This is a genomic window from Streptacidiphilus jeojiense, from assembly GCF_000719095.1.
In the GTDB taxonomy this organism is placed as follows: domain Bacteria; phylum Actinomycetota; class Actinomycetes; order Streptomycetales; family Streptomycetaceae; genus Streptacidiphilus; species Streptacidiphilus jeojiensis.
Genome location: NZ_JOEH01000021.1, coordinates 256,094 through 270,732, shown reverse-complemented (window position 1 = coordinate 270,732; position 14,639 = coordinate 256,094). Strand labels below are relative to the sequence as shown.

Genomic DNA, 14,639 nt, shown 5'->3' with positions numbered 1-14,639 from the left:
TTCAGCAAAGGAGGATCTCATGCCGTCACGCGAGCTGCCGTATCCGCTGTTCGACGCGGACAACCACCTGTACGAGACCGAGGACGCGCTCACCAGGTACCTGCCCGAGCAGTACCGGTCGGCCATCCAGTACCCGGTGGTGAACGGCCGCAAGAAGATCGCGGTGCTGGGACAGATCAGTGACTACATCCCCAACCCCACCTTCGAGGTGGTGGCCCGTCCGGGCGCGTGGGAGCAGTACTTCCGGGAGGGCAACCCGGACGGCAAGTCGCACCGGGAGCTCTTCGGGGCCCCGATGAAGTCGATACCGGCGTTCCGGGAGCCCGCTCCGCGGCTGGAGCTGATGGACGAGATGGGGATCCAGCGGACGCTGATGTTCCCCACCCTGGCCAGCCTGGTCGAGGAACGGATGCGGGACGAGCCGGAGCTGATCCACGCGGTGGTCCACTCGCTCAACCAGTGGCTGTACGAGACCTGGGGCTTCAACCACAAGGACCGGATCTACACCACCCCGGTGATCAGCCTGCCGATCCTGGACAAGGCCATCGCCGAGCTGGAGTGGTGCCTGGAGCGCGGGGCCCGGGTGATCCTGGTCCGGCCGGCCCCGGTGCCCGGCTACGGCGGGTCGCGGTCGTTCGCGCTGCCGGAGTTCGACCCGTTCTGGAAGCGCGTCGAGCAGGCCGGGGTGCTGGTGGCGATGCACTCCTCCGACAGCGGCTACTCCCGCTACTCCAACGACTGGGAGGGCAAGGGCCAGGAGATGCGGCCCTTCGAGGCCCAGGTGTTCCGGATGATGAACGAGTGGCGCCCGGTCACCGACGCGGTGTCCTCCTGGGTCTGCCACGGCGCGCTGTTCCGCTTCCCCGAGCTGAAGGTCTCGGTCATCGAGAACGGCTCGTCCTGGCTGGTGCCGCTGCTCGACCAGCTCGCCAGCGTCTACAAGAAGCAGCCCCGGGGCTTCCTCGGCGACCCGGTCGAGGCGGTCCGGACCCGGATCCACATCAGCCCGTTCTGGGAGGAGGACATGTCCGAGCTGGCCTCCGTGGTGGGCGTCGACCGGGTGCTGTTCGGCTCCGACTGGCCGCACCCCGAGGGGCTTGCCGACCCGGTCACCTACGTCGACACGCTGGCCAAGTTCAACGAGGCCGACCAGGCCAAGATCATGGGCGGCAACCTGGCCCGGCTGATCGCGTAATGCAGACCACGGCAAAGGCCTGGGAGACCATCCCCGACATGGTGCTGAGCGCGGCCGACCGCTTCGGCGACGCCGAGGCCGTGGTGGACGGCCCGCTGCGGCTCAGCTTCACCGAACTGGTCGACCGGGTCCGGGTGGCCGCCGGCGCGTTCGCCTCCGCCGGGATCGAACGCGGCGACCGGGTGGCGCTCTGGGCACCCAACTCGGCCGAATGGATCATCGCGGCATTCGGGCTGCTGACCGCCGGCGGCGTGCTGGTCCCGGTCAACACCCGCTTCAAGGCGGACGAGGCGCACGACATCATCCGCCGCAGCGGGGCCAGGGCCGTCCTGGTCCAGAGCGGCTTCCTGGGCCAGGACTACCCGGCCCAGCCCGGGGTCCCGGTGATCGACCTGAAGTCGGACTTCCTCGCCAGCGGTTCGCCGTTCCAACGCCCGGTGCTGGGGACCGACGTCTGCGACATCATGTTCACCTCGGGCACCAGCGGGCGCCCCAAGGGCGTGATGATGAACCACGCCCAGACCCTGCGGCTGTACGCGGAGTGGTGCGACCTGGCCGATCTGCGGCAGGGCGACCGCTATCTGACGGTCAATCCGTACTTCCACATCTTCGGCTACAAGGCCGGCTGCATCGCCTCGCTGATCCGCGGCGCGACCATCCTGCCGGTGCCGGTCTTCGACGTGGAGCAGGTGCTCGCCCTGGTGGAGCGGGAGAAGGTCACGGTGCTTCCCGGACCGCCCACGCTCTACCACTCGCTGCTGTCCGCACGCGGCGGCCACGACCTGTCCTCGCTGCGGGTGGCGGTGACCGGGTCCGCCGACATCCCGGTCGAACTGATCCGACGGATCGTCAGCGAGCTGCCCTTCCGCTCGGTGATGACCGGCTACGGGCTGACCGAGGCGGGGACGGCCACCGCCTCCCGGCCCGGCGACTCCTTCGAGTCCATCGCGACCACGGTCGGCACCCCCTGCGACGGAGTCGAGATCCGGATCGCGGACGACGGCGAGGTGCTGGTGCGCGGCTACACCGTGATGCAGGGCTACCTCGACGACCCGTCGGCGACCGCCGAGGCCATCGACCCGGACGGCTGGCTGCACACCGGGGACCTGGGCACGCTGGACGACGCGGGCAAGCTGCGGATCGTCGGCCGCAAGAAGGACATGTTCATCGCCGGCGGCTTCAACGCCTACCCGGCCGAGATCGAGGGCTTCCTGATGGAGCATCCGGCGGTGGCCCAGGTCGCCGTGGTCGGCGTCCCGGACGAGCGGCTCGGCCAGGTCGGCAAAGCCTTCGTGGTCCGCCGCGGCCCGGTGACGGAGCAGGAGCTGATCGCCTGGAGCCGCACCCGGATGGCCGGCTTCAAGGCGCCCCGGTACGTGGACTTCCTCGACGAGCTGCCGCTGAACGCCAGCGGCAAGGTGATGAAGACCCTGCTGATGAAAGACGTACTGAAGTGAACGACTCCGCCCAGAACTCCTCAGCGACGCATACCTCCTCGGGCATCCCGCTCAAGTCGGTCTACGGACCGGCGGACCTGGCCGGGGATCCGCCGGACCCCGGCCACTTCCCCTTCACCCGCGGCAACTACCCCTCCGGCTACCGGGGGCGGCTGTGGACCTTCCGGCAGTACTCCGGGTTCGGCACCGCCGAGGAGTCCAACCGCCGCTACCGCTACCTGCTGGAACAGGGCGGCACCGGACTCTCGGTCGCACTGGACCTGCCCACTCAGTGCGGCTACGACTCCGACGACCCCGAGGTCGGCGAGGAGGTCGGCCGGGTCGGCGTCGCCGTGGACACCCTCGCCGATGCCGAGGTGCTGTTCGACGGCATCCCGCTGGACCGGATCAGCACCAGCTTCACCATCAACGGGACCGCGGCGATCCTGCTGGCCTTCTACGTGGCCGCCGCCGAGCGCCGGGGCATCCCCCGGGCGAAGCTCACCGGGACCATCCAGAACGACATCCTCAAGGAGTACGCCTCGCGCGGCACCTGGATCTGGCCGCCCGACCCCTCGCTGCGGCTGATCGCGGACACCATCGAGTTCTGCGCGGCCGAGGTGTCCAGCTTCAACGCGATCTCGGTGGCCGGCGCCCACTTCCGCGACGCCGGTGCCAACGCGGTGCAGGAGATGGCCTTCACCCTGGCCGACGGGGTCACCTACTGCGACACCGTGCTGGCCCGCGGCCGGATGACGATCGAGCAGTTCGCCCCACAGATCTCCTTCTTCTTCTACACCCACGGCGACTTCTTCGAGGAGATCGCCAAGTACCGTGCCGGACGCCGCCGTTGGGCCACCATCGTGCGCGAGCGCTACGGTGCGACCTCCGACAAGGCGTCGATGTTCCGCTTCGGCTGCGTGGCCGGCGGCGCCTCCCTCTACGCCCCGCAGGCCAGGAACAACACGGTCCGGGTCGCCTACGAGGCGCTGGCCTCGGTGCTAGGCGGGGTCCAGTCGATGTTCACCGCCGCCTGGGACGAACCCTTCGCGCTGCCCAGCGAGGAGTCCACCACCCTGGCCCTGCGCACCCAGCAGATCCTGGCCCACGAGACCGGGGTGGCCAGGGTCGCCGACCCGCTCGGCGGCTCCTACTTCGTCGAATCGCTCACCGACGCCACCGAGGCCAGGATCGTGGAGATCATGGCGGACCTGGAGCGGCACGGCGGCATGGTCCGGGCGATCGAGGACGGCTACCTGCAGGGCCTGATCGCCGACGAGGCCTACCGGATCCACCAGGAGGTCGAGTCGGGGACCCGGCCGGTCGTCGGCGTCAACCGGTTCACGGCGGACGAGCCGGCCCCCGAACTGGCCACCTACGAACTGGACGCCGAGGGCCTGGACCGGCAGCTGAAACGGCTCGCCGACGTGAAGGCGACCCGGGACGCCGTCACCGTCCGCACCGCTCTCGCCGAGCTGACCCGCGCCGCGGAAGGGACCGACAATCTGATGCCCCGTCTGATCGACTGCGCCAACGCCTACTGCACGGTCGGCGAGATGGTCGCCGCGCTCAAGGCGGTCTGGGGCGAGTTCCAGCAGCCGGTGGTGTTCTGATGACCACCGCCACAACCGCCGCCACCGCCACCCGCGTCCTGATCGCCAAGCCGGGCCTGGACGGCCACGACCGCGGAGCCAAGATCGTGGCGCGGGCGCTGCGCGACGCCGGCTTCGAGGTGGTCTTCACCGGCATCCGCCAGCGGATCGAGTCCATCGTGGCCACCGCCGTCCAGGAGGACGTGGCCGTGGTCGGACTCAGCATCCTGTCCGGCGCCCACCTCGCCCTGACCGCCCGCGTCGTCGAGGGCCTGCGGGCCGCCGACGCGGCCGACATCGCCGTGGTCGTCGGCGGCACCATCCCCGCGGCCGACGTCCCCCGACTGCACGCGGCCGGCGCCGCAGCGGTGTTCCCGACCGGGACCCCGCTGGACGCGGTGGTGGCGGGGGTCCGTGCACTGACGACCACGGCCGTCGAACCCGCCCTCTGAACCTGCTGTCTGAACCTGCTGTCTGACGACACATCAACTACCGGACAAGAGCTGGAGGCACCGTGCGGGTCGGGGTGATGATCGGACCGGAACGCGGGGACTCCGCGCGCAAGGTCGCGCGGATGATCGCGGATGTGGAGTGGGCCGAGGGCGCGGGGATCGACACGGCCTGGGTGCCGCAGATCCCCACCGACTTCGACGCCCTGACGGCGGTCGCGCTGATGGGGGTGCGCACCTCGCGGATCGAGCTGGGCACCGCGGTGGTGCCGCTGCAGGCGCAGCACCCGATCGCGCTGGCCCGGCAGGCGCTGTCCGCGCAGGCCGCGACGGGCGGGCGGCTGGCCCTGGGCCTCGGCCCCTCGCACCACTGGATCGTCCGGGACATGCTGGGCCTGCCATACGAACGGCCGGCCGGTCTCACCCGCGACTACCTGGACGTCCTGGACGCCGCTTTGCACGGCCCCGGCCCGGTCGACGTGGAGAACGCGTCGTTCACCGTGCACAATCCGCTGGAGCTGGGCCCGGTGGCCCCGATGCCGGTGCTGATCGCCGCACTGGGCCCGGTGATGCTGGCGCTCGCGGGCGAACGGGCCGACGGGACGGTGCTGTGGATGGCCGACGAGCGCGCGGTGGCCGAGCACGTCGTGCCACGGATCACCAAGGCGGCCGAGGGCGCCGGGCGTCCGGCCCCGCGGATCGTCGCCGGGATCCCGGTCTGCCTGTGCCGGCCGGGCGAGGAGGACGCGGCCCGGGAGCGAGCCAACCGGATCCTCGGGGAGGCCGAGATCTCGCCCAACTACCAGCGGCTGCTGGACCAGGGCGACGCCGAGTCCATCGGCGACCTGTGCGCGGTCGGCGACGAGGCCGCCATCGCCACCCGGTTCCGCCGGTTCGCCGACGCGGGCGCCACCGACCTGTCGGTGCGGCTGCTGCCCATCGGCGAGAACCGGGAGGAACTGGTCGCCTCCAAGCAGCGGACCAGGGAGATGCTGGCCGGACTCGCCACGGAGTTCCGGTGAGCGCGGGCCCGGAGGGCGCAGGACCGGAGAGCGCAGGCCCGGAGAGCACGGGCCCGCTGGCCGGCGTCCGGATCCTGGAGGTCGGCCATATGCTGGCCGGCCCCTACGCCACCATGATGCTGGCCGACCTCGGCGCCGAGGTCACCAAGATCGAGCCGCCCGGCGGCGACATCTCACGGCAGGTCAGCGCCTCCTACTTCGCCAGCCTCAACCGTGGCAAGCGCAGCATCCGCCTCGACCTGAACTCCGAACCGGGCCGGACCCGGCTGCACGAACTGGTCGCCGACGCACACGCACTGCTGGTCAACCTCAAGCCCTCGGCGATCCACCGGCTCGGCCTCACCTATGACGCGCTGCGGCCGTGGAACGACCGGATCGTCTGCGTCGCCCTCACCGGCTACGGGCTGCACGGCGGCGACCACCCGGCCTTCGACTACGTGGTCCAGGCCGCCACCGGCGTGGCCGCGCTCACCGGCGAACCCTCGGGACCGCCGGGCCTGCCCGGCTACTCGGCGGCCGACAACTCCTCAGGTCTGACCGCCGCACTGGGCCTGCTCGCCCAGATCGTCTCCGGCCGCGGCGGCCAAGTGGACGTCTGTCTACGGGATGTGATGCTGTCCCAGCTCAACTACCGGGCAGCGGCCTACCTCAACGACGGGGTGGTGCCGAAGCGCCTGCCCCGGGGCGCGCACTCCTACTACGTACCGGCCCAGATCTTCCCGACCCTGGAAGGCCATCTGGCCCTGTTCATCACCCATGACGGCTTCTGGAAGTCCTTCGCGGCCGAAGCCGGCGTCGCCGGCTTCCCGACGATGGCCGACCGAGCGGCCCGCCGCGAGGAGGTGCTGGCCGCCGTCACGGAGGCCCTGGCCACCGACACGGCCGCCGCCTGGGAGTCCCGACTCCGCCCCCTGGGCGTACCGGCGGCCGCCGTCCGCACCCTGCCGGAGGCGCTGGCGGCCACCCCCGAGATGGTGGTGACGGCCGGCGACTACCGCCTGGTCGCCGGCTCCGTCCGGATCGCCGGCTACCACCCCGCCTACCGCCCGCCACCGGGCCTGGGCGAGCACGACTGCCCGGATCCGACCCGGACTGACGAACCGTCATGACGTGCACGCCACACGGAGTTGGGCGGCGGCAGCGTCGATCCTGCTGGAGTCCGGGCTGGTGTCGCCGTTCAGGATGTCCCGGTTGTAGTCGGCGATCGCCTTGTTCAGGTTGTCGACCGCCTTGTTGACCTTGGCGTCGTCGGTCCCGTCGCCGATCTCGGCCAGGTTCCTGTTGATGGTGTCGATCGACTCGTGGGTCCGCGTGGGGTCGTGCGACGAGTCCAGGCCGGCCTCGTGGATCGCGATCAGGCTGTCGGCGATCGTGCCGGCATTGCCGAAGCAGCCGACGGAGCTGTTGAAGCCGTTGACGCCGTTGACGCCGTCACAACCGGCGACGAGTCCCCCGGTCAGCAGAACGGCGCTCACGGCGATGGCGATCGTGGACGCGCGGCGTCCGGGTCGGTGCTGCACGGACATCTGAATGGCCTCTTCTTCCTCGGACTGGCTCAGTTGGCTCAGGGCATGGCTGCGCCGACCTGCTCCCGCAGGAGCCCCCGCAGGAGCAGGTCGGCGCACCGGACGGGGTGTCAGCTACCGCGAACGGCCGCGAGGACCCCGCCGTCGACCAGGATGTCGATGCCGCTGAGGAAGCCGGCCTCGTCCGAAACCAGGAAGGCGGCCACGGCGGCGACGTCGTCGGACTCGCCGGGCCGGCCGAGCGGGGTCCGGTCGATGAGCCGCTGCATCGACGCCTTGTCGGCCGCCTCCTGCTTCCCCTGCGGCGTGAGGATGACGCCGGGCGAGATCGAGCAGGCCCGGGCCCCGGCCGGGCCGAGGCGGACCGCCTCGGCCCGGGCGAAACGGTGCACGCCGTGCTTGGCCCAGGTGTAGGCCAGCCCGGTGTTCTCGATGTCCGACCCGACGGTGTCGTGCAGCCGATCCAGGAATCCCTCGTCGAGGGGGTCGTCCAGGACCGCGGCGATCTCGGGATCGGGGTCGAGGTCGACCCCGGCGATCATCGGCGCCATCGAGGCGAAGAACACCAGCGCCGTACCGGCGGTGGCGAGCGGGCGCAGGCCCTCGGCGAGCAGCGCGGTGCCGACCAGGTCGACCTCGAAGATCCGGCGCCAGTCGGCCATGGTGGGCGAGATCCCGGCGGCGTGGATCACGGCTCTCAGGGTGCCGTGCTCACGCACCCGGTCGGCGAGCCGGGCGATGCCGTCCCGGTCGGTGACGTCCAGGGCGAACGGCTCGACGACCGCGCCCCAGCCGTCCTCCGAGAGCGACTTGGCGGCCGCGGCCACGGCCTCCCCGTCCCGGTCGACCAGCAGCAGCACGTCCACCTGGTGGGCGAGCCGGCGGGCGCAGTCCAGCCCCATCCCGCGTCCGGCGCCGGTGGCGATACCTACGGTCGTCATGAGCTGTTCCTTCCGGTGTCCGTTGCGGGCGTCGCCGACGGCTGTGCCCAGTACTGCTCCAGATGCGGCTGGACGCCCCTGGTGACCAGCTCGACCCTGGGCCCCCTGGCGCTGCGCAGGAACGCGAAGAACAGCCCGCCGTCGGCGCCCGGGCGAGTCGCCTCGATCACGTAGCCGTGGTCCTCCAGCTTCAAGGTGTCCCCTGCGACGTCGTCGGACCAGTAGCCGACGTGGTGCAGGGTGGAGCCGGGCACGGGCTCCCAGAGCGTCCCCGGGATCCGTCGCACCACCTCCAACCGGGGCGACGTGCGCGAGAACGTGCACCTCATGTCGAGGACGGCAGCGCCGGTCGGCAGCTCCAGCGCCACCGGGCCACCGGTCTCGTCGCACCAGTCGTATCCGAACAGCGAGGAGAGCTGCTCCAGGGTCCCCTCGAAGTCCTCGACGACGATGCCGACGTGGAACTGGTCCTCCGGGTTCAACATGTGACCACCATCGTGTCTCCCTTGCTTGCGCCACGGCGCGGGGCGTGGACTCCTTCGCATCAGCGAGAATAATGCTCTCGCTGATGGAAAAACACATTCTCGACGCCCTGCGAACGTTCACCAGACTGTCCGGACCGGGCCCCGGACGTCGTCGTGCGCCTGCCGACAACCCGGCTACCGCAGTCGCAGTACCCCGACCCGCAGCACCCCGCCCGACGCCGAACGACGACACCGCCCCACACACAGCCCCGCGCCGCCGGCTGCTGGACACCACGACGCTCGTCCAGCAGTGGTCCATGGGGCTGAAATCCCGTGCACATGTGCGAGTGCACCGGGGGCCCGGTCCGGGTGGGCTGCAAGGTTCGTATAGATACCGATGATGCCTATCGCGGAGGAGCGCCGCAGAGTGCAGAGGACCTGCAGAACCGAACAGTGGCCGCTGCCAGGCATGTCGGTGGCCCGGGGCGACGTGCTGGTGCCGGCCTGGGTGGACCATCCGGAGCGGGGTCGGGTGGCCTGTCCTGCGGCCCGCCTGCTGGGTGGCAGCCTGCTCCGGAACGGACTGGCGGTGCGCTACCAGGACCTGGCTCCGCCCTCCCCCCCGTCTCCCGCCATGGACGCAGACGGGAGGGCGGTGCTGCAGGTGCTGTCCTACCTCGGCCGGGACGGAGCCGCGACCGGCCTGGCGGCGGTGTCCGCGCCCGGTCCCGCGGCAGCCGCGGTGACGGCGGCGCTGGAGCGGTGGGCGGCGGTGATGCGGACCAGACGGCTGGTGGTCGGCGGGGTGGAGCCGTTGTGCGCGGGCGTCCGCCGGGCACGGGCGGTGGTCGACGCGGTGGCGGAGAGCGGGCGACCCACGGTGGTACTGGCTCCGGACCCGGTCGCGGCCGGCCCGGTGATCGGCCGGGGCAGCGCGGTTCGCGGCACGGAATCGGCAGCGGAGCTGGAGCACATCCTCGACGGCGCAGTCGTGGTGGTCGGCCCGGCCGGTGTGGCACCCGCCCTGCGGGCACGGATCGCCGCCCAGGGTCGGACCCCGGTGGACGCCGTCTGCCCGCTGGCGCTGGCGGCACAGGCGGAGGTGCGCCGGTTCGCGCAGCAGGGCGAGACCGTGGTGCTGGTCGGACGGAATGGACACGGAGCAGTGCCGGCGCTGCTGGGCCAGGCCGCTGCCGGGTCGGTGCGACTGGTGGAGGACCTGGCGCAGGCACGGCAGCTGGAGGTGGCCGATCCGGGCCGGGTAGCGGTGGTGCTGCAGCCGGGACTGCCGCTCGGCGAGGCCGAGTCGGTGGCCGAGGCGGTCCGCAAGCGCTTCGGCCACGTTCTCCCGCAGCACCCGTCGACGTACTGCCATGCGGCGGACGACCGGCTGCGGGCGTTGACGCAGCTGGCCCGCGCCTGCGCGGTGGTGCTGGTGACCGGGCCGGCGGCCTCGGCGCGCGAGACGGTCCGGGTGATCGAGCAGGCGGGTGCCGCCGCGTACGCAGTGCTCGGACCCGAAGGCGTCCGCCCCGGATGGCTCAAGGGACGGGCGTCGGTCGGCGTGACCGCCGCTGCCGGGGCCGAACCGGGCCTGGTGCAGGCACTGGTGCGAACGCTGTCCGGATTGGGGCCCTGTGCGGTGGAGCTCCAGGAGGGCGCTACCGTGGCCTCCACTACCTCTGACGCGATGTCAGCTGTGGCCGGGGGCACGGCTGCGGTCGAGCAGGATCCGGGCCGTGCGCTGGTGCCGGTGCGGACGCAGCCGGGCGCGTAGCCGGGTCAGCGCGTCCTCTATCCGGGCCGAGTGCAGGTGCGGGCGGTCGTCGAGGAAGCCGTGCCAGGTTGCGCACGCCTGCTCCAACCGACCCAGATCCAGCTGCAGTTCGGCGAGCTGAGCGGTAGTCAGGGCCCGGGCCCGGCGTTCGGCGACGGGACGGTGGCGCAGCGAGGCGGTCAGCGCGGCGACGGCCCCGGCCCGGTCGGCACCCGCGGCCAGCACCTCGGCCTCCTGGTGGGCGAGCGCGGCGGGGTGGAAGGCCCCGATGGTCCCGTGGGCGTCCTGCCCGTGGTCGAGCAGCCGGTGGGCCCGGCTCAGCTGGGACAGCGCGGCGCGCCGGTCCCCGGTCGCGGCGCTGGTGACGGCGAGTTGGCCGGACAGCAGCGCACCCTGTCCGCTGGGCAGCGCGGGCAGATGACCGGCCGCGGCCTCGGCGAGATCCCGCGCGTGCGCATGGTGGCCCAGATGGTGGGCCTGGATGCTCAGGGCGCGCAGCGTGGTGGTGTAGCCGCTCAGATCGCCGCTGCGGGCGAACAGCCGCGCGGAGGTGCGGTAGTAGGCCTGGGCGGCTCCTCCCAGGTTCTCGTCGAAGCACATGTAGCCCGCCAGGTAGGTCAGCCGGGCCGCGGCCCGCACCAGCCGACGGTCGGCGGCGGTACGGACGCTGCGCCCCAGGAACGGGGCGATGTCGGCGGCCAGGTAGGCGGACAGCGCCGGGCGGGCCCGGCCGCCCCCCGACTCGGCGTCGGAGGAGGCGAACAGATCCAGCATCAGTTCCGCGCTCTGCGCCAGGGCGAGGACGTCCCGCGCATCCGCCCGCCGCTCCACCGCGGCCCGGGGCGCCGCGGCACCGGTGAAGTCGGGCAGAGCGGTGGCGCTGACGGAGTAGACCAGGGAACCGAGCACGGTGCGCCGCCGACGGCCGCCGCCGGCCAGCTCGACGAGGCGGGCCACGATGTCCTCCTCGCGTTCCGGAACGGCCTGGGTGGGGCCTTGGCCCGAGGGGCGGACCAGGGCGGTGTCGCTCAGATCGACGCGCCGCCGCAGCCGGCGTGCCAGGGTCTCCGCGACCATCCGGGCCACCGCCTCGGGAGGCCGACTGCCGGCCAGCCAGTGCGCCACCGAGGTGCGGTCGTACCCGAGGGTCAACCCGCTCTCGGCGCCCGCGGCGTTGACGGCGCGGGCCAGATCCTGACCGGTCCAGCCGGCCTCGGCCAGCAACGCCCGCAACCGCGCGTTCGGCTCTCGCCGCGACACCATGGAATCTCTCCCCGCTCGCAGGACCGCTGACCGGTGGGACGGTTGGCCTGGGACCGGGTGGAGCCCCTGCTGCACAGGGTAGGCGCCGCAGGACCCTGCCGGGCAGGGAGCACCTGGGTCGCCGGAGGGGCGCCGGGCAGTGAGCGCACGCCTGCTGCGGTGCTCTGATGCTGGTCGAACTACGGTGTGCGGGCGGACACCAGGCACCTTGCGACGCTCCGCAGCTTCTCGCAGGTCTCCTCGTGCTCACGCTCGGGAAGGGACTGGCCGACGATGCCGGCCCCGGCCTGCAGCCAGGTACGGTCGCCCTCCTGGAAGATGCTGCGCAGTACCAGGGCGGCGTCCAGACCGCCCTCGCTGTCGCAGACCAGCACCGCCCCCGCGTACAACCCCCGTTCCCGGCCCTCCAGTTGGCGGATGACCTGATAGGCGGGACGCTTCGGGATCCCGGTGGCGGTGACGGCGGGGAACAGCGCGGCGAACGCGGTCCACATCCGGCCGCGCACGGGCAGCCGGCCGCTCACGGTCGAGGCCAGGTGCTGCACGCTGCCGCGTTCCCGGACGGCCATGAACTCGCCGATGGACACGGATCCTGACTCGCTGACGGCGGCGATCTCGTCCCAGGCGAGTTTCACCGAGACCGCGTGCTCGTAGATCTCCTTGGGGTCGGCCAGGAGTTCGGCGCACAGTTCCCGGTCGGCGGCCGGGGAACCGGTGCGGGCGCGGGTGCCGGCCAGCGGCTGGGTGGTGACCCGTCCGTCGGGAGAGACCACGGCCACCGTCTCCGGGCTGAATCCGGCGGCGCGCATCCGGCCGAGGTCCAGCAGGTAGGAGCGGGCCGGGGTGTTCCCCCGGCGACCGGCGACATAGCTGCCGATCAGGTCCACCGCGGCGGGCACCTCGACCACCCGGGAGATGATGACCTTCTCCAGAGTGCGCGCACGGATGTCCAGCACCGCTGCGGCGACCGCAGCCCGGTAGTTGTGGCTGTCCTCGACGGTCACGTCGACCGCCGTGTCCGGGACGGCGGGACCCGGGTCGTCGTCCAGCAGGCTCTTCGCCAGCACGTCCAGGAGTTCCCGGTCGGTCGACCGCAGCAGCATGCCCTCGGCGGTGATCCGCACTTCGGTCTGCGGCACCACCAGGTGCATCAGGTCCGCATCGCCCACCTGGTCCCCGGCACCGGCCAGCAGCTGCGCCATCTCGAAGGCGGCCCAGCCGTACGCACGCCACTCCGGGACGCCGGTCATGTCGAGGAACTGCTCCACGATCCCCAACGGGTTGCCGGTGCACGGAAATCGCCGGGTGCGCTCCCCCAGTTGCTGCACGGCCCAGTCCCGCGACAGCCGCAGCGAGGCGAGGCTGCCGCCGGCGAAGTGCCAGGCCTGGTCGCTCTCGTAGACCACGTACTGGTCGAACCGGCCCGAACGGGCCAGCTGCGCGACAGTCAGCAGGGGGTCCTTCGGCGGCGGGAGGCGCAACTCCCGATAGCGGACGAGGTCGGTGATCATCAGCAGGGCCTTCTCTCTGCTCGTTCTGTTTCTCTAGTCGTCCCGCTGGTGTGGCCGCCGCCCGCGCACCGTGACCAGGGGGTAGGAGTTGACCGCGAATCCCGGTTCGTCCAGAAGGGACCAGAAGTCCCGCAACTCGGCGGCGGCGACCCCGCCCGCGAGCAGCCGGTCCTCCACCTGCTCGGTGTTGACCCGGTGCAGCCGGATGCCGGCGCCGCCGCCGGCCCAGGCCTGGGCATGGGTGCTGGACGAAAGGTCCGTCAACCCCGCCTGGGACATGGCCCCGTAGACCCGACGTCCCCACAGCGGATCCGCTCCGGCCTCGCTGAGCAGCCGCATCAGGTGCGTGTGGACCTTCTCGAAGAGCTCTGCGGCGCCGGGGTGCGGCGCCGTCAGCACCGGGAGCCATCCGCAGTCGAACTCCTCCAGGACGAGCCAGCCCCCAGGCCTGAGCGCGGCCACCAACCGGTCCAGGACCTGGCGCCGCTGCGGCAGGTGCAGCAGCACCAGGCGCGCGTGGACCAGATCGAAGGCGTTCTGCGGCAGATCGTCGCTGACGATGTCGTGCTGCACGACCGTCAGATTGGTGCGCTCGTCCTGCGGACCCCTGGGCTGCGGGACCAGATCCGTGAGCAGGACCTGGCCGAGGGGCCCCACCACATCGGCCAGCCAGGTCCCGAGCGAGCCACCGCCGCCACCCACCTCCAGGCAGTGCCAGCCGGCCCCGAGCCCGGTCTGCGCGATGCGCAGCCGCGACACCGGGTCGTAGCAGGTCTCCAGCGCGGTGAAGCGATCCGGGGCCTGAACCGCCGAACTGTCGAACACATAGCGGGACATGAACCACCTCCGGGCCGGGCGGCACATCCGCGGAACCGCGAATCTGCGGACTCCAGGACAGCAGTTGCGGTCCCGCCCAGGGGAAGGTGGGGAGGCCGGGGTTGTTGAATATCCGCCACCGTTGAATGCGTCCCGTCCCGGCCCGGCCCGGCTCAGCTCGGACGCCACGGTTGTCCCCGATTCGGGGACAGGTTCGGGTTGGCGGGTGGTGCGGCGGGGGGCGGCAGCTGTAGGTGGCTTACATGGCGCCACCGTTGCCGCCCACCCCCGCCCGTGGCTTGTTGCTGTTGCTCGCTACGCTCGCGGCGACAAGGACGGGAGGGGTGCGGGGTCTCGCCGTTGCCGGGCGGCGGGGCGGTCGGCGGTGGGGCTGGAGAAACGATTCGCCAGGTAGGTGCCCTCTACACTTTGGGTCAATCTTCGGACACTGGGTCAGTTGATCTACGTGAATGCCCGGATATGTCCGACATCTCCGTACGACGAGTGACCCGATGTACGAGAAGTGACCCCAGTTCCGGCAACTCGACCCACCGCACGCCCCCCGCCCACCCCGCACGCCCCAGTCACGGGCCTACGGCGCCCGGCCAAGCAGCCCCCTCCCTGCTGTTAGCCCGCGAGGCGGAGCC

At 71.8% G+C, this 14,639-nt stretch carries 13 protein-coding genes; 7 read left to right on the top strand and 6 right to left on the bottom strand.

The genetic code is table 11. The annotated features are described in order from the left end of the window. Nucleotides 1–19: 19 nt before the first annotated feature. The 6 genes from IF29_RS0127370 (at nucleotide 20) to IF29_RS0127345 (ending at nucleotide 6,803) form a co-directional block, all read left to right on the top strand. Complete coding sequence (locus IF29_RS0127370; RefSeq protein ID WP_030260243.1) at nucleotides 20–1,195, top strand: amidohydrolase family protein; 1,176 nt, start codon at nucleotides 20–22, stop codon at nucleotides 1,193–1,195. After that, nucleotides 1,195–2,652 carry a FadD3 family acyl-CoA ligase gene (locus IF29_RS0127365; RefSeq protein ID WP_030260240.1) on the top strand — a complete coding sequence of 486 codons (1,458 nt, stop codon included), beginning with the start codon at nucleotides 1,195–1,197 and terminating at the stop codon, nucleotides 2,650–2,652. The genes IF29_RS0127370 and IF29_RS0127365 overlap by 1 nt, the downstream gene beginning before the upstream one ends. Beyond that, nucleotides 2,649–4,244 carry a methylmalonyl-CoA mutase family protein gene (locus IF29_RS0127360; protein WP_030260237.1) on the top strand — a complete coding sequence of 532 codons (1,596 nt, stop codon included), beginning with the start codon at nucleotides 2,649–2,651 and terminating at the stop codon, nucleotides 4,242–4,244. The genes IF29_RS0127365 and IF29_RS0127360 overlap by 4 nt, the downstream gene beginning before the upstream one ends. Continuing rightward, nucleotides 4,244–4,675 carry a cobalamin-dependent protein gene (locus tag IF29_RS0127355; RefSeq protein ID WP_030260234.1) on the top strand — a complete coding sequence of 144 codons (432 nt, stop codon included), beginning with the start codon at nucleotides 4,244–4,246 and terminating at the stop codon, nucleotides 4,673–4,675. Before IF29_RS0127360 ends, IF29_RS0127355 begins: the two co-directional genes overlap by 1 nt. A 62-nt stretch (nucleotides 4,676–4,737) precedes the next feature. Next, a complete protein-coding gene (locus IF29_RS0127350) occupies nucleotides 4,738–5,694 on the top strand; it encodes an LLM class F420-dependent oxidoreductase (RefSeq protein WP_030260231.1) in 957 nt (318 codons plus the stop codon). After that, nucleotides 5,691–6,803 (top strand): CaiB/BaiF CoA transferase family protein, encoded by a 1,113-nt coding sequence (locus IF29_RS0127345; protein ID WP_084715034.1) that lies wholly within the window; start codon nucleotides 5,691–5,693, stop codon nucleotides 6,801–6,803. The genes IF29_RS0127350 and IF29_RS0127345 overlap by 4 nt, the downstream gene beginning before the upstream one ends. Here IF29_RS0127345 and IF29_RS0127340 read toward each other — a convergent pair. From IF29_RS0127340 to IF29_RS0127330, 3 genes are all read right to left on the bottom strand, one after another. After that, a complete protein-coding gene (locus IF29_RS0127340; RefSeq protein WP_030260228.1) occupies nucleotides 6,798–7,220 on the bottom strand; it encodes a hypothetical protein in 423 nt (140 codons plus the stop codon). The two genes, IF29_RS0127345 and IF29_RS0127340, sit on opposite strands and share 6 nt — an antisense overlap. A 110-nt stretch (nucleotides 7,221–7,330) precedes the next feature. Further along, a complete protein-coding gene (locus IF29_RS0127335; protein ID WP_030260225.1) occupies nucleotides 7,331–8,161 on the bottom strand; it encodes an SDR family oxidoreductase in 831 nt (276 codons plus the stop codon). Then, nucleotides 8,158–8,646: a VOC family protein gene (locus IF29_RS0127330; RefSeq protein WP_030260222.1), complete on the bottom strand. Its 489-nt coding sequence runs from the start codon at nucleotides 8,644–8,646 to the stop codon at nucleotides 8,158–8,160. The genes IF29_RS0127335 and IF29_RS0127330 overlap by 4 nt, the downstream gene beginning before the upstream one ends. Nucleotides 8,647–9,094: 448 nt before the next feature. Here IF29_RS0127330 and IF29_RS0127325 point away from each other — a divergent pair, with 448 nt between their 5' ends. Next, a complete protein-coding gene (locus tag IF29_RS0127325; RefSeq protein ID WP_030260219.1) occupies nucleotides 9,095–10,402 on the top strand; it encodes a hypothetical protein in 1,308 nt (435 codons plus the stop codon). Here the strand turns inward: IF29_RS0127325 and IF29_RS0127320 are convergent. The 3 genes from IF29_RS0127320 to IF29_RS0127310 form a co-directional block, all read right to left on the bottom strand. Then, nucleotides 10,319–11,665 carry an NsdA family TPR-like regulatory protein gene (locus IF29_RS0127320; RefSeq protein WP_037596783.1) on the bottom strand — a complete coding sequence of 449 codons (1,347 nt, stop codon included), beginning with the start codon at nucleotides 11,663–11,665 and terminating at the stop codon, nucleotides 10,319–10,321. The two genes, IF29_RS0127325 and IF29_RS0127320, sit on opposite strands and share 84 nt — an antisense overlap. 179 nt (nucleotides 11,666–11,844) lie before the next feature. Beyond that, nucleotides 11,845–13,176 (bottom strand): salicylate synthase, encoded by a 1,332-nt coding sequence (locus tag IF29_RS0127315; RefSeq protein WP_030260215.1) that lies wholly within the window; start codon nucleotides 13,174–13,176, stop codon nucleotides 11,845–11,847. Between the two features lie 33 nt (nucleotides 13,177–13,209). Next, entirely contained in the window at nucleotides 13,210–14,013 is an 804-nt protein-coding gene (locus IF29_RS0127310) for a methyltransferase (protein WP_030260213.1), read from the bottom strand. Between the last annotated feature and the right edge of the window lie 626 nt (nucleotides 14,014–14,639).